Origin of the sequence: Enterococcus sp. S183_ASV_20, assembly GCF_018919685.1 — a bacterium.
GTDB classification, from domain to species: domain Bacteria; phylum Bacillota; class Bacilli; order Lactobacillales; family Enterococcaceae; genus Enterococcus; species Enterococcus faecalis.
The window spans coordinates 145,219-168,475 of sequence record NZ_JAHLRI010000002.1; the positions used below are offsets into that span (position 1 = coordinate 145,219).

Below are 23,257 nucleotides of genomic sequence, written 5' to 3' on the forward strand. Positions count from 1 at the left end.
TTTACCAACCTCCTTTGCTGGTGGCATAGATTTCTGTTTCAGCAGTCGTTTCAAATTCTTCTGGAAACAAAGCCAATGCACTCTTCATTGGATTTGCGACGGATTGGCCCAAACCACAAGCTGATAATCGCGTGACATGCGTGAGCATCTTTTCCAATCGTGGCAAATCACTAGCTGTTGCCTCGTTCCGATTGAATTTACTCAATAATTCCAAAATCCTAGTTGTTCCCAATCGACAAGGGGTGCATTTACCACAGGACTCATGAGCAAAAAAGGCCGCCACGTGTACTAAATAGTCCACAACATTGACTGAATCATCCATTACTACAATTGCGCCAGAGCTGACAGATAAGTCATGCGCCCATAAATCTTCGTAGGAATACAAACAATCCCTTAACGTTGCGACAGCACCAATTGGACCGGATTGTCCACCGAAGTGAATAAATTTTAATGCTCGACCAGTTGCAGAGCCTCCGCCGTATTGCTCGCCATAAATTATTTCTTCTAATGGTGTTCCAAGGTTGACCTCGTATAAGCCCCGATTTTTAATATGTCCAGACAAACAAATTAGCTTTGTTCCGCCACCATCGGCAGTACCCATCTCTAAAAAGGCTTGTCCACCTTCTCGTAAAATTACAGGAACACTTGCAAATGATTCAACATTATTTACTAATGTTGGTTGCAAATATAAACCAACATCTGCTAAGTGTGGTGGTTTGACACGCGGCCGTCCCGTTTTTCCTTCAATTGAATTTAAAAGTGCTGAATTTTCCCCACAAATATAGGCGCCAGCACCAGAAATAATCGTAATATCATAATTGAATCCTTCAATTCCTAAAATGTTTTCCCCTAAAAAGCCAGCTTGTCGTGCATTATCGAGTGCTTCTTGAAATGTTTTTTGAATTCTGCGATATTCTCCTCGCATATAAATATAACCTGCTTTTGCTGAAAATAAATAGCCAGCAATGATCATTCCTTCAATCACACTCAATGGATCTTCAGATAAAAGTACTTTATCCTTAAAGGTCCCTGGTTCGCCTTCATCAGCATTACAAACAATGTACTTTGTGGTTCCTTTTGCATGATAAAGATGGCGCCATTTTTTTCCTAAAGGATAGGCTGCTCCACCGCGACCTCTTAAGTGCGCAATATCCAGTTCGTTTAAAATTTCTTCATCCGATAGTGAAATTGCTCTTTTTAAACCATCAAATCCATCGTATTTACAATATTCAGAAACATCGGTCGCAGATTGCATTTTCCCCATTCTCTCTAATAACATTGGTTGGTTTCTCTTAAGCATTGACTCACCTCCTACAATCCTTCATAGCAATCATTTTGTAAATGTTGAATTAATTGATAAATTTTCTCTTCTGTTAGTTGACTAAAAACGGTGTCCTTAATTTTAATTACTGGACCTAAATCACAAGCCCCGATACAAGGAATACTGTGATACATAAATAAGCCATCTGGTGTCGGCTGATTCTCTGGCACTTCTAAAATGGTTTCTAAAACCTCTGCAACCATCGCTCCACCAGTATAATGACACGGCGTACTGTTACAAATCTTCAAGACATACTTCGCTTGCGGTTCCGTCTTTAAAATGGCATAAAAACTGACGATTTCATAGACTCGCGCTTCCGTTAAATGTAGATGCTCTGCAACTAATTGAGCTGTTTCCTGATCGATATACCCTTCCTCTGAAGCAAATTGTAATTCAATTAAAATATTTAAAATTCGTTGTGGATCAGCATCGTTTTCTAGAATAATCGCTTCTTTTTCAATTAAGCTTAATGCACACATTCCTTTTTATTCCCCCTTTTTAGTGAAACTTGAAGTTGTTCTCCTTGATAATAGATACGCAATTCTTTTGGTATTTCAGCAGATAGTAAACAAAAATCGGCTTTATCTATGACTTTTTTTGCTGATTCTTTTTGACGATTCTGGTTATTCATCATAAGAAATAGTCCTGGCTGCACAACATTACGTAATGAATTTGATTCACAAATGATTAATGCTTGGGCCGGCACAGCTTTCAGAAATTGCTGAATGGCTTCCGCCAAATTTTCTTGAAAAACTTTCAATAGAAAAACTTTTTGACAACCTGCAGCTAATAATTTCATGGTATCTTTATTGCCAATCGTCTCTTGCTCTTCTACTAATTCATAACCAGCTGTAATACTGGTACAAATTCCGCATCCTTTTGTGCCTCGTTGACACACCCCTCGTTGACCACTAATCGTAATAATCTTCAAGCCATAAATTGGATAGACTTCTTGGTACTGTTTAATAAGGGCTTCGGCTAATGTCGTTTTGCCACTATTCCGACCAGTAGAACCAATTTGAATCATGTTTGGTACCTCAATTGCCATAGAGCTCCTCCGTCTGAATCGTTTTCTCAACTCTTGGTTTGACAGTTGCTGGTTTTGTCATAAAGATCAATGGTACGGCCATAAAAAGACTGCCCCCTACTGCATTGCCTAAAAATACCCATAATGTATTCTGCAAATAATCCCACCAACTGATTGTGGTACTTTGTGAAAAAATTGCCGCTGGAATAATAAATGCATTGGCGACCACGTGTTGAAACCCACAAACAACGAAAACCATGACAGGAAACCATAAGCCAAACATTTTACCTAAATATGATTTTGCCAACGCTCCGAGATAAACCGCTAAACAAACAAAAATATTACAGCCAATCCCTGAAACAAAAGCAACTAGCGGTGGATCAGCAATTTTCGCCTGAGCAACTGCGACTGTTTTATCCAGAAACGCACCTTCAGTTAACCCAACAATATGGCCAAATAAATACGCCACAAGAAATCCGCCTAGACAATTGGTCAATAAAACAACTAGCCAGTTATAACAAAGAGCGCCCACTCGAACCTTTTTCTGTAATACGCCTAATGTCATTACCATCATATTGCCTGTTGCTAACTCACCACCAACAAAAGTAAGCGCTATCAATCCAACTGGAAATAAAGCTCCACCCAGAAAATTGTTAAAACTTCCCCATTCTGTGGGGGCGGTTCCAGTGATACGAATAAACGCCAAGTAACCTAGTGCAATACAAAAACCAGCCATGATGCCTAAAATACAGAGTCGAACAAACGATAATTTCCCTTTCATTTTTGCCTTATCACCTAAGCTTGCAACTATTTCTTCACTACTGAAAAAATCCATTACGATTCCTCCTTTTTATCAATACCACTGAGACAATTCTTCTTTTCGATTGACATTTTTAAGTTGATTCTCTTTTGATAGTTGCACCGTTTTTACAGATAGATGCTCAAATTCTTGCCGAATCTGATAGTTATTTTGCGCAAGCTGTTTTTGAAATGTTGGTAAACAAGAACATCGATAAAAGCCAAATAATGGTTCTTGACGACCTTCAAAGTCAAAGATTGTTACTTGATTTTGTCCACGCTTAGAGGCTAACTGATACACAAGTTTAGGAGAAAAAGTTGGTATATCACAGGCAATTACAAACACTTCAGCTTTCTGAGTATAGTTCATTGCTGTCACAATCCCACCTAATGGCCCCTTTCCAAGATACATATCTTGAATGATTGTGCATTTTCTAAACGCCTTAGGAAATTTTTGACTATCATTCGTTACTAAAATAACCTCTTCGAACAGTTCCATTAACTTTTCAGCTGTTTGCAAGATCACGTATTGCCCTTGAATTTTCAATAATGCTTTATCAAATCCCATCCGTGAACTTTTCCCGCCGCATAACAGCACTGCTGTACAATCAGCAATAATTTTCGCCACCCCTTTACCATAATTTTTATTAGTTCAAAAAAATATTTTTTAGTCATGTGTTAAGTCTATTATAAGACATCCCTCGTACAAGTCAATTCCTTTTAAAAAAAAAGAACGAGAAAAAGAGCGACTCTTTTTCTCGTTCTACCTTATTCATCTGTTTGACGTTTTATTTCTTCAATCTCAATGCGTAATGATTTTCGTTTCTCAATGGCGACATAAACCAAGCCAATCAAAAAGGGTAACACAAAGCTACCAAATCGATACAGTAAAACAGATGCTACGGCATCAACATTTCCGACCAATGGTTTAAACAACAATAAGTAAACAAATTCAAATGGACCAATGCCAGCAGGTGTCGGAATAACTCCTGAAAGAATAACAGCAAAACTGGTAAAGGACATCACTAATAATAAATCAATATTCGGGTGATTTTCTACTAAAACAATGTAAGGAATAATGTACCAAAATAATAATTTAAATACATTCCATGAAAAGATTCGAAGCAACGCTGAGCGATCTTGTGTAATTGTTTGGACAGCTGCCCGCAAGGAATAGATTTGTAAATTACAATTATCCACCCAATCTCTTAGTTTTGGTCGTTTAAACCAACGATTGGCAAACTTAACCAATAAAACTTGCAACTTTAAGCTACTAGATAAAATAAGTAATGCTGCAATTATTACTAATGTTAAAATAACACCTGCTAAAATGAATGGAATCATTTTAGGCGCATTTTCATAAAACAGGGAAAATTGAATAATCAAACCAATAATTGCTAAAAAAATTACGGCTGCTTTGTACATAATCATATGTAATGCCGTTATCCCCACACTTTTAGAAACAGGAATTCCTTTTTTCTTATAAAAATAAATTTCTGAAAGCAAGGTTCCCGTGCCAAATGAAATAATCCGATAAAATGCTACATAACAAGAAGTAAAAAAACCATCCACTGTTGTAAAGTCTTTGTTAAAATAACGAGCTATTTCCTTGATTGAGCGCCCTTCTGCAAATTGATAAACTACTCCAAAAAAAATAACAGCAATCAGCACCAGCCAACTCGTTTCCATCAGTTGAGCAAAAATATCACTTAATGAATTATCCATGACATAAAAGATTACGCCTAAAACGATAATCATTAACAACATATTTAAGCCAATTTTTACTTTTCCTTTCATCGCTTCTCCTTTTTTGTTCTTACTTAAACGTTAGATAGATGCAACTAATCATCGCGATTACGCCAATTGAATAACACAATGCAAAAACTGGTTTTTGGGTTTTATGATGAAATTTCTTTTGTCCCATTAGCCCACCTAGACCGCCACCGACAAGTCCTATCGTCAATAAGCGGCGTTCTGGAATACGCCAGTTCCCACGTTTTGCTTGTTTTTTATCATAACCCATCATACTAAACAATACTAAATTAATGACGAGGAAATAAATGATTACTATCCACTGAAGCATTCTTTCTGGCCTCCTAACTAGTTACTGTACTAGGATACCTTGTTCTGATTCTAATTGCAAAAAAAATTTCAATGACTCATGAAACTACAACAGGAAAGTAAGCTCTCGGTTGCCCGTTTTCTTACTTTCCTATTGAGTACCTCATTTATTTTGCATTTAATTCAGCAATTTTAATAATCACATTGGTCGCTTTTTCCATGGCTTGTAATGAAACAAATTCAAAACGGCCATGCATATTTTCGCCACCAGCAAAGATATTTGGTGTTGGAATCCCTAAATAAGAAATTTTTGAGCCATCCGTTCCACCGCGAACAGGTTCAATAATTGGTTGAATTGACAATTCTTCCATTGCTTGTTTAGCAATTTCGACAATGGACATATCTTTTTCAATCACTTCTCGCATATTATAGTATTGATCAAATAAATCAACTTTGATTCGTTCTTCATCAAATGGTGCATTCAATGTTTGCTGAATTTCTTTAATTTTAGCTTTACGTGCTTCAAAAATCTCGCGATTGTGATCGCGAATAATATACGTCATTGTAGCTTCTTCTGGCGTTCCAGCAAACGCTGCTAAATGATAAAAGCCTTCTTCACCTGCTGTTTTTTCTGGAACTTCGTCAGCAGGTAAGGCATTATGGAAATCAATTCCTAATTGTAACGCATTAATCATTGTATTTTTGGCTGTTCCTGGATGAACGTTTTTCCCTTGAATTGTAATTTCTGCTTGCGCCGCATTAAACGTTTCAAATTGTAATTCACCTACTGGTCCGCCATCCATTGTATAAGCAAAATCCACGTTAAATTGAGCGACATCAAATTTGTCGGCACCTACACCAATTTCTTCGTCAGGACCGAAAGCCACACGAATGGTGCCGTGTTTAATTTCTGGGTGATTAATTAAATATTCCATGGCTGTCATTATTTCCGCAATACCTGATTTATCATCAGCCCCTAATAAAGTGGTACCATCTGTTGTGATAAGTGTTTCACCACGATAATTTTTTAAGTTAGGAAAGTCTTTCGTATTTAAAGTGAATTTGCCTTCTTTATCTAAAGGAATCGTTGATTCTCCGTCATAGTTCTCAACAATTTGCGGAGAAACATTCACTGCATTAAAATCAGCCGTATCCATATGGGCAATAAAGCCGATTGAACGAACGTCTTTCTCCACGTTACTAGGTAACGTAGCAATCACAAAACCATTTGTTTCGTTATAAATAACATCGCTCATCCCTAATTCTTCTAATTCTTTTTTTAAGGTTTGTGCAAAGGCTACTTGTGTTTGTGTTGATGGTGTCGTTGTGCTAGTTGCATCTGAGCGTGTTTCTGTTTTCACATAGCGTAAAAAACGAGGTAATAAATTTTCATACATAAAAGAACACTCCTTTAATCTTCATTTTTTTATTTAAAACGAAATGGGTTGGTATTCGCTTCTGATTCAAAAATGGATACAGCCCACTCATTTTCTTGTTTCCATTGATTCATTAATTCCACAAGTTTTGGCTTACAAAGCGCTTCAATGTAATGACCAGGATCGATGACTGGTAAATCTTCAGCAATCATGTCATGTGCCGTATGATAATACACATCACCAGTAATATAGACATCGGCTTGTTTACGTAATGCATCATGATAGAATTTTTCACCACTTCCACCACAAATGGCTACCCGTTGAATCATTTTAGTATCATCTTTTGCAATGACCCGCAAGCCGTCCAATTGGAAAGCTTCCTTGACTTGCTGTACAAAATCAGAGAATCTCACAGGCTTGTCTAATACTCCAACCCGACCTAAACCAAATTCTTTTGATTGATTTTCAATGGTATAAACATCATACGCCGGTTCTTCATAAGGATGCGCCTGTAACATAGCTGCAAGAACTTGTTCTTGTTTAGTTTCAGGGAAAATCACTTCGATTTTTGCTTCTTGGACGACACTTTCTTGACCAATTTCGCCAATCGTGGGATTTGCTCCTTGTGTTGGCGTAAAACGTCCTGTTCCAATTAAAGAGTAACTTGTTTTAGAATAATCACCTTGAGACCCGGCGCCAGCTAGACCTAAAGCTTCTCTCATTTGCGGAGCTTCATCAATTGGCACAAAAACGGCTAATTTTTTATAAGGAACAGTATGTGTTTTAGTTAAAAAGGTGGTCTGTTTAATTCCCAATAATTCACAAAACCAATCATTTAGCCCATTGTCAATAATATCCATGTTAGTATGCGCTGCATAAACAGCAATATCGTGTTTTAATAAATCAGCGTACATTTTTTCTTGAAAATTATCTGTAGTTAATCGCTTAACTGGGCGGAAAATAGGTGGGTGTTTCGCAATAATTAAATCAACCTGCTTCTCAATTGCTTCTGCAACGACCTCAGGACGAACATCTAAGGTAACCATCACATTTTCAATTGGTTTATCTAACGTACCAATGTGCAAGCCCACAGGATCTCCCGTTTCTGCTAACCATTCGGGACAATAGTCATTGAAGCGTCGAATCAATGTCTTACCGTTCACAGCCATTGGCCAGCACCTCCTCAATTAATTGTTGGTCTTGCTGTAGTTTTACTTGTTTTTCAATATGTTCTCCACTTGCTTTTGCTAGTTGTGCAAGAACAGTTTTGCGCTGTTTTAATTCTCGATGCCATTTTTTGGTAAAAACCGGTCCTTGTTTTTTAATTAAAACTGGCCCAAATAGTAATTCTTGGTCCGTATAAGAAACGGATTGCTCTGTTTTTTCGGCTACGATAATTTCATACAATTTACGGTTTTCTTCCACGATTGTTTCATCAATAATACTGTAGTCATTTGCCATTAACCAGCGGCGTAAAGTTGGTTCACCAATATTCGGTTGTAAAACAAGGCGCTCCTTCCCTGTTAAACGATTTTTTTTGCGTCCAGCTTCTAAAATATCTCGGATTAATGTGCCGCCCATTCCACAAATACTAATGACGTCTATTTGATCTTCAGGTTCAATTGCATCTAGCCCGTTCGCTAAACGTACGATAATTTTATCCGTCAAATTGGATTTACTGACTTGGGTTTTGGCAGATTGATAGGGACCTTCTACCACTTCCCCAGCCACAGCAAAAGACAGTTTATTTTCTAACATTAAAGCAACTGGTAAATAAGCATGGTCTGAACCAATGTCTGCTAAGCGACTTCCTCTAGGGATTAAATCACCAACCGTTGCGAGACGTTTTGATAATTGATTTTCATTCATATTTTTGATTCCTCCGTTGCTTATTATACCATTGTCAATTGAAGATGAAAACTTACACATTCGTGCAATCTACTGTTTTCTCTCCGTAATCACTTATAAAAAAGAACCCCCTCCAAAATCAATTTCATAACTTTGAAGAGGGCTGTCATTATTGCTATAAAGAGCATTCTCCTTATATTAATAATAGGGAAAACATTTTTAATTAGGCATTTGCCAACCAGTTTTCAACTTCTGCTAAGGCATCCGCAATCCCTGCTGGATTTTTCCCACCAGCTTGAGCCATATCAGGACGACCACCGCCGCCACCGTCAACTTTTGGCGCAATTGCTTTAATTAAGTCACCGGCTTTTAAGCCTTTTCCGTTCATGTCTTTTGTCATAGCCGCTAACAAGCTTACTTTTTCATCTTGTGCAGTTGCTAGAACTAGTACATCAGACAATTCTTTTTGTTTCCATTGGTCAGCCAATTGGCGTAATTGATTCATGTCTTTAACATTGACTTGAGCGGCAATATAACGAACACCGTTGACGTCTTTGACATCTTTAAAAATGTCACCAGCTTGTTGGTTCGCTAATTTGCCTGCCAATTGTTCGTTTTCTTTTTGTAGATCACGTAATTGTTGTTGCAATTGCTCTGTTTTCGTAACCACTTCTTTTAATTGAGGTGATTTAACTAATGTAGCAATCTCTTTCAATTGACGTTCTTCTTCTTGTAAAAGTTGATACGCTTCTTTACTCGTCACTGCTTCAATACGGCGTACTCCTGCACCAATCCCAGATTCAGAAACAATTTTGAAAATCCCGATATCTTCTGTATTAGCAACATGTGTTCCACCACATAATTCGATAGAGTAATCCCCAATATTAACTACACGGACTTCTTTGCCATATTTTTCGCCAAATAACGCCATTGCGCCCATGTTTTTCGCTGTATCAATATCTGTTTCAATTGTGACAACAGGAATAGCTTCCCAGATTTTTTCGTTAACGATGGCTTCCATCCGCGCTAGTTCTTCTGATGTAACTTGCCCAAAATGAGTAAAGTCAAAACGTAGATGTCCCGGTGCAACTAATGAGCCTGCTTGGTTGGCATGCTCCCCTAACACATCTTTTAAAGCACGATGCAATAAATGGGTTGCCGTATGGTTTTTCAAAATACGTGTCCGCATCCGTTCGTCCACTTGCAATTGATAAATTTGGCCTTCAGCTAATGGCGCCAAAACTTCTACTTTGTGTAAAAATTGACCATTTGGTGCTTTTTTCACATCCACCACGTTGGCAACGACTTCCCCTGCGGTATTTTTTACATAGCCGCGGTCAGCAATTTGTCCACCCATTTCAGCATAAAATGGTGTTTCAGCAAAAATTAATTCGGCTGTTCCTGCAGATGCTTCATTTACTAGTGCGTCACCTTGAATAATAACAAATAATTCACTATCATGTGTTAATTCTGTATAGCCAACAAATTTACTTTCTACTTTAATATCTGTTAATAAAGCAGATTGAACACCCATTGAAGTTTCTTTACTGCGGGCAGAACGAGCGCGTTCACGCTGTGCTTCCATTTCTGTTTCAAACCCAGCATGGTCGACTTTCAAGCCTTCATCTTCTGCAACTTCTTCCGTTAATTCTACTGGGAAGCCAAAAGTATCATAAAGTTTGAAGATAATTTTTCCATCTAATGTATCGCCTTTTGCATCTTTAACTTCTTTAATAACCTCATTTAACATGCTTAAACCTTCATTGATGGTTTCATGGAAACGTTCTTCCTCTGTCCGAACCACTTTTTCGATGAAGTCTTTTTGTTGTAATACTTCTGGATAGTAGCTTACCATGATTTCGCCAACAACAGGCACTAATTTGTATAAAAAGGCTTCATTAATGCCTAATTTTTTCCCGTGCATTACCGCACGACGTAATAAACGACGTAACACATAGCCACGACCTTCATTTGAAGGAAGCGCACCATCACCAATTGCAAAGGATAAGGCACGAATATGGTCAGCAATCACTTTAAAGGAAACATCCGTTTGTGGTGCATCTCCATATTTCACGTTAGTTCCTAAAGCTTCTACCGCATGAATGATTGGCATAAATAAATCAGTTTCAAAATTTGTTGGTGCATCTTGAATGATAGATACAACACGTTCCAAGCCCATGCCCGTATCAATGTTTTTATGTGGTAATGGTTCGTACGTATCTTCTGGTGTATGATTAAATTCAGAGAACACTAAGTTCCAAATTTCTAAATAGCGTTCATTTTCGCCACCAGGATAATTCTCTGGATCATCTTCTGGAATATCTAAAAATTCTTCGCCGCGATCATAAAAGATTTCCGTATCCGGACCACTTGGACCAGCACCGATATCCCAGAAGTTATCCCCTACATCAATAATGTGGTCTTCAGATAAACCAACTTCATCACGCCAAATGCGTTTTGCTTCTGTATCTTTCGGATAAACAGTCACATATAATTTTTCTGGGTCAAAAGCAAGCCATTCAGCACCAGTTAAAAATTCCCAAGCCCAGTGAATCGCTTCATTTTTAAAATAATCTCCAATTGAGAAGTTCCCTAACATTTCAAACATTGTATGATGACGAGCCGTTTTCCCAACATTCTCAATATCATTTGTACGAATAGATTTTTGAGCATTCGTAATTCTTGGATTTTCTGGCACAACAGAGCCATCAAAATATTTTTTCAAGGTTGCAACACCAGAGTTAATCCATAATAATGTTGGATCGTTTACTGGTACTAAAGAAGCGCTTGGTTCTACTGAATGTCCTTTAGACTTAAAGAAGTCTAAATACATTTGGCGAACTTGACTACTTGTTAATTCTTTCATTGATTTTCCTACTTTCTATTAATAATTAACTATTTATATTTTGTACCCTCTTAAGTGGCAGATTGTGAACACAAAAAACACCATTGCAGTCAAGGACGATTGCTCGCGGTACCACCTTGATTGCAATGATGTTGGATCATTACCTCTTAAGCTCTATAACGCAGAGTCGCGTTGATATTTCTATCAAGTCCATCTAAAGGGAGCAAGTAAATTTATCTGATGCCCTTCTCTCAGCAATGAACGGCTTTCTGTGATCAAAATAAGATTCCTCATATCCTTTAGCTTATAGTCAAAAGTATAAGAAAGATCTGCTAAAAAGTCAATTGTTTTCGTAGGAATCTTTCCTTACTGAGCTGTTTCAAATAACGTTTGCTCTAAATAAGGCAAAATTTGTTCATTTATTTGATACCCTTTTCCCCAAGAGGTTGTAATAATCTCTTCGTTCATACCTGCATCACTAAATTTTTGTTTCACTCGTTTACATACGAAAGACAGCTGCGATTTTGTAGAAGCATCTGGTTCTTTCTGCCAAAGCAAGCGACAAATTTGATCACGATCCAACCCTTCGTGGGCATGCTGATACAAGATTTTTAAAAAGCGTTGCTCGTTTTTTGTAAAGCGAATCTTTTTTACTTGGTCATCAAGTAGCTCGGCTGTGACTTCGGCAAAACTTTGATCGACCGTGTCAATTTTTTCACGAATATCTTCCAATGAATCTTTGAGGCCTAACCACCGGATAATACCTCTTTCCTGCCAAATCTCCGCTTCACGTTTATTACACATCGATTGTGAACGTCGATAAATCGGCTTCTCTAACGATGAAAGACTTCCTAATAATCTCAAGCAATCGTTCTGAGAAAGTGTTTCGCTTAATACAATTGCATCAAAATAATTAAAAAAAGTTAACTCATGTTCTATAGTTTCTTCACAGCAGTTCGTACAAAAGACTTCATAATTTAAATGTTGTAATTGCTGCTGAAATGTTTGCTCAACTAAAATGTTCTTTGTTAATACCAAAATCCTTCTCATTTCTTCTTTCCTCCTAGAACTCTTTCTGCTACCAATAACTAAACGCACCAATCAAAATACGTTACCAAATCGCGTGTTTTCTCCATCGATTGGTTAATAAACACCTTTTTATCTTCATCTCTCTTCGCTCCTTTATTCTTTATTTTGGTGGTTATTTATATTATATTAGAAAATGATTTTTTTTGTGTGTAAAATTTTTTTATCCTCCGTAAAAAAAAATGAATTTCCTTTAATATCAACTAATAAAGCTGATTTTTTAACAAAAAAAGTGCCGAAACTTCCTACTTTTTGCTAAAACACGCCAAAAATTCTGTAATTTTATTATTTTTTTCTCGAGAAAACATCAAAATGTTGATGTTTAACACTAACATTTTGATGTTTTCGACAAAAATCTTTACAATTAATCGGTAATTTTCTCTACTTTTAACGATAACTACTTTTAAAAAAGAGTTATTTTAAAAGTGACTTAAATATTTATCATATAAAAAGTAAGGGACTAAAATCTTTACGATTCTAGTCCCTTACTTTTTATAATCCACAACGTTTTTAGTTAGAAGAATTCTTTTTTGCTTTTCTAGCAGAACGATCTTTTTGACGACGTTCAATTTTACGTTTTTTCTTATTGCTGTCTTCAATTGCCCAATTAATTTTTTTCTTGTATCCTGGTTTAATTTTTTTCTTTTTCTTTTTCACTAAACCAATTAACGTTGGGTCTAATTCTTCTCGAGATTTTTCTCGTTTTGTTCGACGATTACGATCATACGTCTCTACAATCTCACCATTTTTAATTTCTTTTGGTTTGAAAGAAACACCTAACTGCTCAATCTGAGTAATCGCTTCATCATCTGCTGGTGAATATAATGTTATGGCAGTCCCATTCAATCCATTACGTCCTGTGCGGCCAACCCGATGGATAAAGAAGTCCAATTCATGTGGAACTTCTGCATTGATGACATGTGAAACCCCTTCAATATCAATCCCACGTGCGGCTAAATCAGTAGCTACTACATATTGGTAGTCAAGATTTTGAACTTGACGCATCACACGTTTTCTTTCGCGTGGTGTAATGTCTCCATGAATTTTGGCAACTTTTAGGCCCTGATCTTTTAAGTAATCGGTGATTTCATCAACTCTTTGTTTAGTATTTGCAAAAACAATCGCTAAATAAGGATGCCCGATAGTCAATAATTGATAAATTATTTGATTGCTGTTTTTTCCTTTGGTGGAAATCAACCAATTGTCAATTGTTTCTGAAATAACTGCTTTTGGTTTGATATGTTCAATCACTGGATTTTCTAAATATTTTTTTAAAAATGGTCGTAATTTTTCTGGAATGGTTGCAGAAAAAACGAGCATTTGTAATTTTTCTGGCAAACGACCAGCAATTTGATCGACTTCTGCTAAAAAGCCCATATCTAATGTCATGTCTGCTTCATCGACAACAAAGGCAAAAGCCGTATGCACTTTCAAGGCTTGTTCATTCATCATATCTAAAATACGCCCTGGTGTACCAATCACCACATGAGGTTGCTGATGCTTTAATTTATTTAATTGACGTTGTTTATCTGTTCCGCCAACAAAATTTGACACTCGAATTTCTGGTTGACTGAAACGAGCCAGTTGCTGCGCTTCTTGATAAATTTGATTGGCTAATTCACGACTAGGCGCAGTAATCACAATTTGTACTTCGTCGATAGTTGGCTTAACTTTATCCATTAATGGAAGTAAAAAAGTATGCGTCTTTCCACTTCCTGTTTGCGATTGTCCAATGACACTTTTCCCTTTCTTAATGATTGGGATTAATTTTTCTTGGACTTCTGTTGGTTCTTCAAACCCTTTTTCTGCGAGTGCTTCGTTGATAAAAGGTTGAAATTGAAATTGTTTAAATGAAGGCACTTGCCTCACCTCTTCTCGTTAAATTCTTTATGCACTTTGGCATTATAACACAAAAACAACTTTTACTCACCTGCTGATTCCTTTGTTTTCGCAACTTCTAATGTACTGACTGTATAAGTATGGCTGGCTTTTTCATAAAACAAACGCCGTTTTTTACGAATCAAGGTTAACAAAACGTTGATCAAAAACAATAAATATAAAATTAAACAGAACAAATACAGAAGCAGTGACACCATTTGCAACATCCGATTAGAAGAATTCAATAAATCAGTAGCATTGGCTAGATAAATACTAATTAAACCATACACAAAATACAAATAACCGTAGCGAACAAACAAGGCTTTTAAACGAATTTTTTCATGTCCTGTTTCAACCACCCGAATGCGAACAACTTTTTTCCCTAACGTTTGACCGTTTGTCAGTTTCATCATGACGATAAAGACCGCAAAAACCATGATAAATAACCACATCCGATCTGAAAAAATCGGATAATTGGTTGCCCAATTTTTATAAGCTGGAATGAAATTTAGTCCAAAAACGAGCAGGCCTTGCACAAAGCCAATCACCAACCAATCAATCCCCCATGCAAAGAAACGTCTCAACAGGCTAACTGTCTGCCCTTTTTCATAAGAGGTGGCGTCAATTTCTTCTCGTGTTGGCAATAAAAAGGTAAAGAGCGGCGTCAACCAATAACCGACCATGCCTCCGACGGTATTATTAATTAAATCATTGACATCCGCCAAGCGATACGAACGTGGATAAATAAAATAAAGGCCAGATAACTGTGTTAATTCAAAAAATAATGACAATAAAAAACTCGCAAGAACTGTTTTTAAAAATGAACATTTGAAATAATACCGTAAATACACACCAAAAGGTAAAACTAATAAAACATTAAACAGTGGTTCTAAAACGGCATGCTGTTTTAATGCTGGCAAATACGTACTAGGATCTTTGAGCGAAAAAACAGTTTCGTTTAAAATCCCTGAAATAAAATGAAAAGGCCGCAGTTCCATTGTTGGTCCTGTGTATTGAGCCACTTCTGCCCGAGATGGCAACGGTAAAATTACCAAGAAATAGGCACATAATAAATAAAAAACAAATGAATACAAAATCATTGCTCGTGTCCAAACAAATGAACCATATTTGCGGTATTCATAGATTAATAATGCCCCAGAAATAAAAAATGCTAGAAACGGGAAAATAATGATTGCCCATTTAATTGGTTCGCTATATACTGCCATAAAAATTCCTCCAAGATAAACAATTTCAAGTATGAATGCCTCAATAACACTATACTTGTTTCTAAAAAAATGTACCAACAATAAATTTTATTTTGCAAATCCTCTCCTTTGCAGTATCATTAAGAAAAAGGAGGACGTTCTCATGTTACAGCCATATTTTGCGTTTGGAGTGCCGCTATTTTTACTTGTGCTCTACTTACTCTTTGCACTGATTCACCGTCAAACAACGATTCATTATTTACGGTTTATTTTGTTACTTATTTCAACATTTCTCATGGTTTTTAGTTTCCAAGTATTGCAAGAATCATGGACCATCAACCCTGAAACGTTAAAAGATGCCGCTTATTCTCCGCAATGGTTATGGATTCCTTTAGGTATCGGGTTAATCCTCACACTTTACAACGCTTGGCACGGCCTTCGTACAATGATAAAATACAAGACCGATAAACATTAGTAAGAGTCTAGGACGATGGTTGTGTCCTAGACTCTTACTGTCTCATCATTCAAATGAAATTTAATTTTTCTTAACAAACTCTGATTTTAACTTCATTGGACCAAAGCCATCTACCTTACAATCGATGTTATGATCACCTTCCACTAAACGAATGTTTTTCACTTTTGTGCCTTGTTTAATTGCGCCACTGGCACCTTTAACTTTCAAATCTTTGATTACAGTAACACTGTCACCATCCGCTAAAAGATTGCCATTTGAGTCCTTGACTACTAAGCCTTCTTCTGCAACTTCTTCTGTTGGTGACCATTCATGACCGCATTCTGGACAAATAAATAATCCGCGATCTTCATAGGCATATGCCGACCCACATTCAGGGCAGTTTGGTAATTGCTCTGTCATTAACGTTCTCCTTTGTAAAAAATAATTCTTTTTCATTTTACCTTATTTTCTAGTGAATGAAAAGTAGTCCGAATGATTTATCAACGACCGATAACTACTTTCTAATTACTTATTTATTTTTGAGCCCACTCTTGGCAAGCTGCTTGGATTTCTTGGTAAATCACTTCAATTTCAGCCGCATCACGTGCATTAGCGCCACTTGCTAAAGGATGGCCGCCGCCATGATGTTTTTTAGCAATTGTATTAATGATTGGTCCTTTGGAACGTAACCGAACGCGATAATAACCTTCCGGCTGTTCAACAAAGATTGCCCATGAGAGAACATCTTCAATTTTTCCTGGCATTGAAACAATGGCTGCCGTTTCAGAATCGACAATATCATAACTGTTTAAAATACTTTGTGGTAAAACGACACGAGCAGCGCCATTTGCATCGATTTCTAAATTTTGATAAATATAACCCGCTAATTTAGCAACCTTTAAAGGCATTTGGTCTAACTCACGATTTAAGTCTGCGGCATTAAAGTTAAACGTACGCAATTGCGCAGCGACAGCGAGTGTATGCGCCGAAGTGGAAGGATAAAGAAAACGTCCTGTATCCCCCACAATCCCAGCATACAATAAACGAGCTGCATTATCTGTCATCGTTAATTCTGCTAAATGCTGTTGCCAAAAATCAACAATAATTTCACTACAACTACTTGCATTTGTATTCACCCAAACTAAATCTCCATAGGGTTCATCATTCGGATGATGATCGATTTTAATTAATTGATCGCCTAAAGAAAAACGCGCATCACTAATTCGTGGAGCATTTGCAGTATCTGTTACAATGACTAATGCACCTCGATAGACATCGTCAGTAATAACGTCCATTTCAGCTAAAAACTCTAAGCCTTCCACTGGTCCGCCTACTTGATAAATATTTTTTTCAGGAAAGCTCGCTCTTAAGAGTTCTGCTAACCCAACCTGTGAGCCAATCGCATCTGGGTCGGGCCTTTGATGTCTATGAATAATAATTGTTTCATATTGTTTAATTGCTGCCATAATTTCTTTTACTACGTCCATTCTTTGTAGCCTCCTACGTTCTCTCCATCACTTGGCAAACAACAATTGCTTTTGCCACAATGACATTTTCTAAATAAACTTCGATATCTAATTTTGCAGAGCGACGACCAATTTCTAAAATACGTGGACGAATGTCCAATTCACTTTCCAACTGGATTAGCCGCAAATAATGTAGATTCACTTGTTCAATTAGTACATTTCTTTTTTGATTCATCAACATTGTTCGTTGTGTCACGTTAGAAATAATTTCACTTAGGACACCGAACGAGATGGTACCAACACTGTTAACCATTTGGGGCGCAACCGAAAAACGAAAACGGGTTGTTTCTTTGCCATTTTCTTCAACAGGCATCACTTCCCCGGAAATTTGATCTGAAATTGTATCTGCAATTTGTGGTTGTCGTTGCACCAATTGCATGGCTTTCATCACATCTTGGCGAGAAACAATTCCAACAAGCGCTAAATCATCTTCCACCACCGGCATGACTTCTAGACCATCCCAAATCATTTGATGACTGACACTCGCTACACTCATCATCTTTTTCACAACATTGGGGTCCTTTGTCATGACTTTATCCACGGTTAAATGTTCACTTTTACCAATGACATCTTTGGCTGTGACAATCCCTACTAAACGTAATTTCTTATTTACTACTGGGAAACGAGAATGATGGGTACTTTCAGATAATGCCTGATAATCTGCAATCGTTTGAGTTGTCAATAAATAATTGGTTTTTTCAAGCGCTGTATAAATATCACTGACGAGTAAAATATCTTTTTTAATCAGCTGATCACTTAAAGCACGGTTAATCATAGTAGCCACAGTAAATGTATCATATGTGGTTCTCAAGACAGGCATACCCAGACGATCTGCTAACTGCGCAATCTCTTCAGATGTTTCAAATCCACCTGTAATTAAAACGGCTGCCCCATTTTCTAAAGCAAGCTTTTGCACGCCTTGGCGGTTACCAACAATCATTAAGGATCCGGGAGTAATATATCGCGTCATCGCGGTTTCTGTCATCGCACCAATTACAAATTTATTAAGGACTTTGTCTAGACCAGAGCTACCGCCTAACACATCCCCTTCAATAATCCGGACCACTTCACCAAATGTTAATTTTTCAATATGTTTTTTTAACTTCCGCTCAATTCGTATCGTACCAACACGTTGAATGGTGGAAACAAGCCCAATATTTTCTGCATCTTTGATGGCCCGATAGGCTGTTCCTTCACTAACACTTAAACTTTTGGCAATACTTCGAACAGAGATTCGATCGCCAATTGGTAATTCTTCAATATGTTTTAAAATTTGATCATGTTTCGTCGCCATAATTTCCTCCTAAACTAGGATCGTCTCTCCTGGGTTTAATACTTTCCCGCCAACTACTTGCTCTACGAATATTGCTGGATTTTGTTGGATAACAGGAAAGGTATTGTAATGAATTGGAATGGTTATTTTGGGATTTAAGTAAGAGACTGCTTGTAGCGCATCCTCTGGTCCCATCGTGTAATTATCACCAATTGGTAAGAACGCTACATCAATGGATTTGTCTTTTGCAAAAAGGCGCATATCTGAAAACAACGCCGTATCACCAGCGTGATAAATTTTTTTATCTTCTGCTTCTAAAATAATCCCACTTGCTTCGCCCATGTAGGTCATTACGCCGTCTATTTCATAACCGGAACTATGCAAAGCTGGCACAAATTTAACCGAACCAAAAGGAAAGACATAACGCCCACCTAGATTCATTCCATGCGCTTTTACCCCTTGCGACTGCGCATACGTAGCCACTTCAGCTATCGCAATAATCGTTGCCTTGTTGGCTTGAGCAATTGCTAGCATATCGCCAATATGATCGCTGTGTCCGTGGGTGATTAAGATGTAATCAGGGTGTAAATCTTCAAGTGAAACGTCCGCTAAAGGGTTGCCATTAATAAAAGGATCAAATAAAAGGTTCGTGCCGTCGTTTAGACGAATTTCAATACATGAATGTCCATGTCCTATCAGTTCCATTTGTATTCCTCCTACGGTATTTTCTACACAATCTTATGATAATTAATCGTCAAATTCATTCTTAAAAGTAGTACAGTTTAGTACAGTTTACTTTCTTTATTGTAACAGAGAATTAGAAATATACAATCGCATTTGCTTATTTTCTTAGCTAGTAAAGAAACAGACGAGAAAAATCATGAATCTTTCTCGTCTGTTTCTTTTTACTTATTTGGTTGTTTTCCGAAAACGTAAAATCGTTAATATAAAGGCCGCCACACATAATAGAAAGGCGACAAAAAAGGTTTCACGCATTCCCACAATAAATATATCTGGGCGATTAGCCAGATACGTGGTTACTCGTTCACCATAGGCTTCGCTCATGCCACGATATAAAATGGTCGTTGACAACGCAATCCCAATGACCATTCCTAAGTTTCTAGCAAAAGAATTCATACTTCCTGCTACACCTAAATCTTGCTTTTCAACACTGCTCATAACCATTGTATTGTTTGGAGACTGGAAAAGTGCATTTCCCAAGCCCATAATGGCTGTTGCAATCACATAATACCAGATGGGCGAATTCATATCTAAAAACATATACATTAACGACGTACAGCACAAAAGCAACAATCCGCCAAATGTTAAAATACCTGGGCCAATTTTATCCGTCAAATAGCCACTCAGAGGAGCCCCAACCACCATTAATAACGGAAATACCATCATTAATAGACCAGCATAACTAGCACTTAGTTTGCGTGCATCCTGCAAATAAAATGGAATGACAACATTTACAAAAAAGTTTGAGGCAAAAATTAAAACGGCGGACAATAAACTTAAAGTAAAAATTTTGTTTTTAAAAATTGCGAACTTAATAAGTGGGCTTTTTCTTTTTCGTTCAACCATTATAAATAATCCTAATGCGATTACTGCAATAATGAACAATAAATAGGATTGTAACGAGCCAAACCCGCTCTCTTGTCCGAGGAAAATCCCGCCGAAGAACGTCATAATCGCAATGGCAATACAAGCAAATCCTGGAAAATCTATTTTTTCTTTTGTTTTTGTAATATCTTTTGGTAGAAACTTTTCGCCAATTAAAATTGTAACTAGCCCCACAGGAACATTAATCCAAAAAATATACGACCAAGAAAAGTTTGATAAGATCAATCCACCAATCCCAGGACCAGCAATCGCGCCTAAAGAGACAAAGGCACCTACTGCACCAAGCGCCCGCCCTCTTTCATTTAAAGGGAATACTTCCGTAATAATTCCTGAATTGGTCGCCATGGTCATGCTAGCACCAATACTTTGAACGACTCGCGCAAATAATAGAAAGCTCAGCGATTGATTAAAGCCACAAAGTAATGAACCAATCGTAAAAATAACCGTGCCAATTCGATAAACTTTTATTTTTCCAAAACTGTCGCCAATTTTTCCAAATAATAATAAACAAGCACAGACAACCATTAAATAAATAGATACGACCCATTCTGCTTGATTCATGGGTACGGACATTTCTTTTGAAATAGTCGGTAAAGCAATATTTACAATGCTGGAATCTAATGTAGACATGAAGGTAAACATAGCCACAGAAACTAAGATCCACCAACGATTTTTCTGCACTTCAGAATCCTCTTGGTAACTTTTAATTTTCTCCATTGATTCATCCCCTCTCGCTCCAAAACAGTTTACTTACTAATAATAACTCTATTTCTTCTTTTTTTCATCGGAAATTTTCTAAAAAATCACTCATGAGATGTTCACCTTCTTATTACACGCTCGCAATTGACAAACATTCGCTTTTACGCTAATTTAAAATTAGCAAACGAAAAACGCAAGGAGGACTTGAAATGACCTTAATTTCTCGCATTAAACAACTAGCTCAGTCAAAGCAATTAACCCTCGCCCAATTAGAAAGAAACGTCGGCATTTCCAATGGACAAATTCGTCGTTGGGATACCTCTTCGCCTAAAGTAGAGAATCTTTTAAAAATAGCAGACTATTTTTCTGTTTCCTTGGACTATTTAATGGGCCGCACCCAACAAACAGAGATCAATCATCAGGCACCTATGACAAGCACACAAAAAGAGTTACATATTCACATTACTACGGAAGAGTTAACAGAAGAAGAAATTACTCAGTTAGAGGAAGAAGCAAATCGTTTCTTGCGGTTCCGTAAATTTGAAATGACAAATTCTTAAAGAACGTTCACTTCTCCTAGTCAATTGATAGCAAAAAAACTAGAACCTAAACAAAAAAAACCACCACGACCGTCGTCTGTGGTGGAAATGAAGGTTGTTATTTACTCTTGGTAGGAGTAAGTATGAAAAAACCAATTCGGGATAATTGGCATAACGTAAGTATAGTGGTTTGTGCCTTTTTTATCATGAGTTTCAGCTATATTTTTTATAAAACTTTTATTAGAACACCATTAACAGTCCTTTATTTAGATTCTTTAAAGCGTTTTCTTTTATTGAACATATTGTTTTAAACATTCGATTTCCTGTGCTACACTTACTTTTAGAAGGGGGATTTTATTATGGCAAATCAAAAAAAAGATAGCTTATCAACATTATTTTCTGAAGAAGTTCATGGACCGTTTGTTACTTTCTTGTTTAACACCCATGTCGCTCATCAAAACGTAGAAAAAGATTCGCTTGTTTTGAAAAATTTTGCAAAAGCGGCAAAAACACGCTTTGAAAAAAAATTTCCTGAGGAAAAATGGGCTGTTTTCCAAGAAAAAGTTGACGCACTTCTAGCTGATGCTTCCTTCTGGCGCAACGGCACAGCAAGTGTTTCAATCATCTTATCTCCAGAAAACACCTTTGTTCAACGATTAGATGTGCCCGTTGACGATCAATATTACGTGGACACGATTCCTTATTTACTTGGACTAGTCAAAGACAAACAATTTAACTACCATTATTACCTACTTGCTCTAAATCGTGATTCAATGAAACTTTACAAGGTCGATCATACGACTGTGACTCCTGTTGAATTGCCTAAAGACGCGCCAACAGACGTGGTCACAGCTTTAGGTGATGAATTAACGGGTGGTAATTTAAACTTTTCAACTCAAGGTAGTTCTAACGGTTCTAAAGAAGGTGTCGCTTATCATAGCATCAATACTAAAGATAAAGAAGTTGAAATTGATTGGGTGAACTACTATCAAGCAGTCGATACTTTCTTAAAAGATCAACTGGATAATCCTGAAAAATTACCGCTTTATCTTTATGCTTTACCAGAAAACCAAACACTCTTTAAAAAGATTGCTAAAAACCCTTATTATGATTGCTCAATTTCAGTTGCTGCTTCACCTGCACAAGCAACCATTCAAGATATCCGCAGCGCTAGTGAAAAAATAGCTGCAGAGTTAACAGAAAAAGAAACAGCTTCTTATAACAAATTACTAGATCGTAAATTCTTAGATCAATTTACAGATATTTCGCCAGCGGCAGCTGACGGCAAAATTTCCCATCTTTTTATTGCAACGTCACTCTTTGTTACTGAAAACAATGAAATGTCATCTGAAGAGTACGATCGTCGCAAACTTTTAAACACCATTGCTTACCAAGTCATTCAAAACGGCGGGCAAGTTTTTGTTTTAGACCAAAAAGCTGCACCAGATGAAAAATCTTTAGCAGCTATCCTCCGTTATTAAAAACAGGCAAAAAGCCCATTGTAAGAAAGCGCCTTACAATGGGCTTTTTTTCTGAGACTTATTGAAACAGCACTATAACAGCCTTATCTTCACTTTCTAGTTTTTAAAAAACATCCGATAAAAAAGAAAATAAGGTTATCGCTATACAAAAACCAGTTAGTATGCTATAGTAATAGATGTAGTTTTTGTTCGGTAATATGGGTAGCTGTTTCAA

The 23,257-nt window shown here is 37.0% G+C and carries 22 protein-coding genes; 3 read left to right on the top strand and 19 right to left on the bottom strand.

The window, feature by feature from the left end:
• Position 1: 1 nt before the first annotated feature.
• The 14 genes from KQI94_RS01875 to KQI94_RS01940 form a co-directional block, all read right to left on the bottom strand.
• Entirely contained in the window at positions 2-1,300 is a 1,299-nt protein-coding gene (locus KQI94_RS01875; protein WP_002390285.1) for an NADH-ubiquinone oxidoreductase-F iron-sulfur binding region domain-containing protein, read from the bottom strand.
• 11 nt (positions 1,301-1,311) lie between these two features.
• Positions 1,312-1,800 (bottom strand): NAD(P)H-dependent oxidoreductase subunit E, encoded by a 489-nt coding sequence (locus KQI94_RS01880; RefSeq protein WP_002357722.1) that lies wholly within the window; start codon positions 1,798-1,800, stop codon positions 1,312-1,314.
• Positions 1,788-2,369 carry a hypothetical protein gene (locus tag KQI94_RS01885; protein ID WP_002363879.1) on the bottom strand — a complete coding sequence of 194 codons (582 nt, stop codon included), beginning with the start codon at positions 2,367-2,369 and terminating at the stop codon, positions 1,788-1,790. Before KQI94_RS01885 ends, KQI94_RS01880 begins: the two co-directional genes overlap by 13 nt.
• On the bottom strand, positions 2,359-3,183 hold the full coding sequence (locus KQI94_RS01890) for a formate/nitrite transporter family protein (protein ID WP_002366617.1): 825 nt from the start codon (positions 3,181-3,183) through the stop codon (positions 2,359-2,361). Before KQI94_RS01890 ends, KQI94_RS01885 begins: the two co-directional genes overlap by 11 nt.
• An 18-nt stretch (positions 3,184-3,201) precedes the next feature.
• Positions 3,202-3,774, bottom strand: coding sequence for a molybdenum cofactor guanylyltransferase (locus KQI94_RS01895; protein WP_002369476.1), 573 nt, complete (start codon positions 3,772-3,774; stop codon positions 3,202-3,204).
• A gap of 140 nt (positions 3,775-3,914) precedes the next feature.
• Positions 3,915-4,943, bottom strand: coding sequence for a lysylphosphatidylglycerol synthase domain-containing protein (locus tag KQI94_RS01900; RefSeq protein WP_002360426.1), 1,029 nt, complete (start codon positions 4,941-4,943; stop codon positions 3,915-3,917).
• Between the two features lie 19 nt (positions 4,944-4,962).
• On the bottom strand, positions 4,963-5,229 hold the full coding sequence (locus tag KQI94_RS01905) for a DUF1294 domain-containing protein (protein WP_002360427.1): 267 nt from the start codon (positions 5,227-5,229) through the stop codon (positions 4,963-4,965).
• Positions 5,230-5,374: 145 nt separating this feature from the next.
• Complete coding sequence (pepT, locus tag KQI94_RS01910) at positions 5,375-6,604, bottom strand: peptidase T (protein WP_002360428.1); 1,230 nt, start codon at positions 6,602-6,604, stop codon at positions 5,375-5,377.
• Positions 6,605-6,633: 29 nt separating this feature from the next.
• Positions 6,634-7,752, bottom strand: a complete 1,119-nt coding sequence (locus tag KQI94_RS01915) for a Nif3-like dinuclear metal center hexameric protein (RefSeq protein ID WP_002369477.1) — start codon at positions 7,750-7,752, stop codon at positions 6,634-6,636.
• On the bottom strand, positions 7,736-8,452 hold the full coding sequence (locus tag KQI94_RS01920; RefSeq protein WP_002369478.1) for a tRNA (adenine(22)-N(1))-methyltransferase TrmK: 717 nt from the start codon (positions 8,450-8,452) through the stop codon (positions 7,736-7,738). Before KQI94_RS01920 ends, KQI94_RS01915 begins: the two co-directional genes overlap by 17 nt.
• A 202-nt stretch (positions 8,453-8,654) precedes the next feature.
• A complete protein-coding gene (alaS, locus tag KQI94_RS01925) occupies positions 8,655-11,297 on the bottom strand; it encodes an alanine--tRNA ligase (protein ID WP_002369479.1) in 2,643 nt (880 codons plus the stop codon).
• 345 nt (positions 11,298-11,642) lie between these two features.
• The gene (locus KQI94_RS01930; RefSeq protein ID WP_002381934.1) at positions 11,643-12,326 is read right to left on the bottom strand and encodes a helix-turn-helix domain-containing protein; all 684 of its coding nucleotides are present in this window, start codon (positions 12,324-12,326) and stop codon (positions 11,643-11,645) included.
• 546 nt (positions 12,327-12,872) lie between these two features.
• Positions 12,873-14,222, bottom strand: a complete 1,350-nt coding sequence (locus KQI94_RS01935) for a DEAD/DEAH box helicase (protein WP_002357738.1) — start codon at positions 14,220-14,222, stop codon at positions 12,873-12,875.
• Between the two features lie 62 nt (positions 14,223-14,284).
• Positions 14,285-15,466 carry a VanZ family protein gene (locus KQI94_RS01940; RefSeq protein ID WP_002369481.1) on the bottom strand — a complete coding sequence of 394 codons (1,182 nt, stop codon included), beginning with the start codon at positions 15,464-15,466 and terminating at the stop codon, positions 14,285-14,287.
• 142 nt (positions 15,467-15,608) lie between these two features.
• Between KQI94_RS01940 and KQI94_RS01945 the strand changes: the two genes are divergently transcribed.
• Positions 15,609-15,920: a hypothetical protein gene (locus KQI94_RS01945; RefSeq protein WP_002357740.1), complete on the top strand. Its 312-nt coding sequence runs from the start codon at positions 15,609-15,611 to the stop codon at positions 15,918-15,920.
• 60 nt (positions 15,921-15,980) lie between these two features.
• Here KQI94_RS01945 and KQI94_RS01950 read toward each other — a convergent pair whose 3' ends face one another.
• From KQI94_RS01950 to KQI94_RS01970, 5 genes are all read right to left on the bottom strand, one after another.
• Positions 15,981-16,319, bottom strand: a complete 339-nt coding sequence (locus tag KQI94_RS01950; RefSeq protein WP_002357741.1) for a zinc ribbon domain-containing protein YjdM — start codon at positions 16,317-16,319, stop codon at positions 15,981-15,983.
• Between the two features lie 113 nt (positions 16,320-16,432).
• Complete coding sequence (locus tag KQI94_RS01955; RefSeq protein WP_002357742.1) at positions 16,433-17,386, bottom strand: bifunctional oligoribonuclease/PAP phosphatase NrnA; 954 nt, start codon at positions 17,384-17,386, stop codon at positions 16,433-16,435.
• Between the two features lie 13 nt (positions 17,387-17,399).
• Positions 17,400-18,719 (bottom strand): DRTGG domain-containing protein, encoded by a 1,320-nt coding sequence (locus tag KQI94_RS01960; RefSeq protein ID WP_002357743.1) that lies wholly within the window; start codon positions 18,717-18,719, stop codon positions 17,400-17,402.
• Between the two features lie 9 nt (positions 18,720-18,728).
• On the bottom strand, positions 18,729-19,403 hold the full coding sequence (locus KQI94_RS01965; protein ID WP_002357744.1) for a metal-dependent hydrolase: 675 nt from the start codon (positions 19,401-19,403) through the stop codon (positions 18,729-18,731).
• A 204-nt stretch (positions 19,404-19,607) separates the two neighbouring features.
• Positions 19,608-21,041, bottom strand: a complete 1,434-nt coding sequence (locus KQI94_RS01970; RefSeq protein ID WP_002369482.1) for an MFS transporter — start codon at positions 21,039-21,041, stop codon at positions 19,608-19,610.
• Between the two features lie 191 nt (positions 21,042-21,232).
• Here KQI94_RS01970 and KQI94_RS01975 point away from each other — a divergent pair, with 191 nt between their 5' ends.
• Both KQI94_RS01975 and KQI94_RS01980 read left to right on the top strand, forming a co-directional pair.
• The gene (locus KQI94_RS01975) at positions 21,233-21,583 is read left to right on the top strand and encodes a helix-turn-helix transcriptional regulator (protein WP_002357747.1); all 351 of its coding nucleotides are present in this window, start codon (positions 21,233-21,235) and stop codon (positions 21,581-21,583) included.
• A gap of 338 nt (positions 21,584-21,921) precedes the next feature.
• Complete coding sequence (locus KQI94_RS01980) at positions 21,922-23,043, top strand: hypothetical protein (RefSeq protein ID WP_002369484.1); 1,122 nt, start codon at positions 21,922-21,924, stop codon at positions 23,041-23,043.
• Positions 23,044-23,257 lie beyond the last annotated feature (214 nt).

Coding starts and splice junctions, on each gene's coding strand:
- KQI94_RS01915 (WP_002369477.1), bottom strand. CDS start 7,752: ATGGCTGTGAACGGTAAGACATTGATTCGACGCTTCAATGACTATTGT.
- KQI94_RS01920 (WP_002369478.1), bottom strand. CDS start 8,452: ATGAATGAAAATCAATTATCAAAACGTCTCGCAACGGTTGGTGATTTA.
- KQI94_RS01905 (WP_002360427.1), bottom strand. CDS start 5,229: ATGCTTCAGTGGATAGTAATCATTTATTTCCTCGTCATTAATTTAGTA.
- KQI94_RS01900 (WP_002360426.1), bottom strand. CDS start 4,943: ATGAAAGGAAAAGTAAAAATTGGCTTAAATATGTTGTTAATGATTATC.
- pepT (WP_002360428.1), bottom strand. CDS start 6,604: ATGTATGAAAATTTATTACCTCGTTTTTTACGCTATGTGAAAACAGAA.
- KQI94_RS01960 (WP_002357743.1), bottom strand. CDS start 18,719: ATGGCGACGAAACATGATCAAATTTTAAAACATATTGAAGAATTACCA.
- KQI94_RS01975 (WP_002357747.1), top strand. CDS start 21,233: ATGACCTTAATTTCTCGCATTAAACAACTAGCTCAGTCAAAGCAATTA.
- KQI94_RS01950 (WP_002357741.1), bottom strand. CDS start 16,319: ATGACAGAGCAATTACCAAACTGCCCTGAATGTGGGTCGGCATATGCC.
- KQI94_RS01885 (WP_002363879.1), bottom strand. CDS start 2,369: ATGGCAATTGAGGTACCAAACATGATTCAAATTGGTTCTACTGGTCGG.
- KQI94_RS01890 (WP_002366617.1), bottom strand. CDS start 3,183: ATGGATTTTTTCAGTAGTGAAGAAATAGTTGCAAGCTTAGGTGATAAG.
- KQI94_RS01955 (WP_002357742.1), bottom strand. CDS start 17,386: ATGGACGTAGTAAAAGAAATTATGGCAGCAATTAAACAATATGAAACA.
- KQI94_RS01980 (WP_002369484.1), top strand. CDS start 21,922: ATGGCAAATCAAAAAAAAGATAGCTTATCAACATTATTTTCTGAAGAA.
- KQI94_RS01945 (WP_002357740.1), top strand. CDS start 15,609: ATGTTACAGCCATATTTTGCGTTTGGAGTGCCGCTATTTTTACTTGTG.
- KQI94_RS01880 (WP_002357722.1), bottom strand. CDS start 1,800: ATGTGTGCATTAAGCTTAATTGAAAAAGAAGCGATTATTCTAGAAAAC.
- KQI94_RS01965 (WP_002357744.1), bottom strand. CDS start 19,403: ATGGAACTGATAGGACATGGACATTCATGTATTGAAATTCGTCTAAAC.
- KQI94_RS01875 (WP_002390285.1), bottom strand. CDS start 1,300: ATGCTTAAGAGAAACCAACCAATGTTATTAGAGAGAATGGGGAAAATG.
- alaS (WP_002369479.1), bottom strand. CDS start 11,297: ATGAAAGAATTAACAAGTAGTCAAGTTCGCCAAATGTATTTAGACTTC.
- KQI94_RS01970 (WP_002369482.1), bottom strand. CDS start 21,041: ATGGAGAAAATTAAAAGTTACCAAGAGGATTCTGAAGTGCAGAAAAAT.
- KQI94_RS01930 (WP_002381934.1), bottom strand. CDS start 12,326: ATGAGAAGGATTTTGGTATTAACAAAGAACATTTTAGTTGAGCAAACA.
- KQI94_RS01940 (WP_002369481.1), bottom strand. CDS start 15,466: ATGGCAGTATATAGCGAACCAATTAAATGGGCAATCATTATTTTCCCG.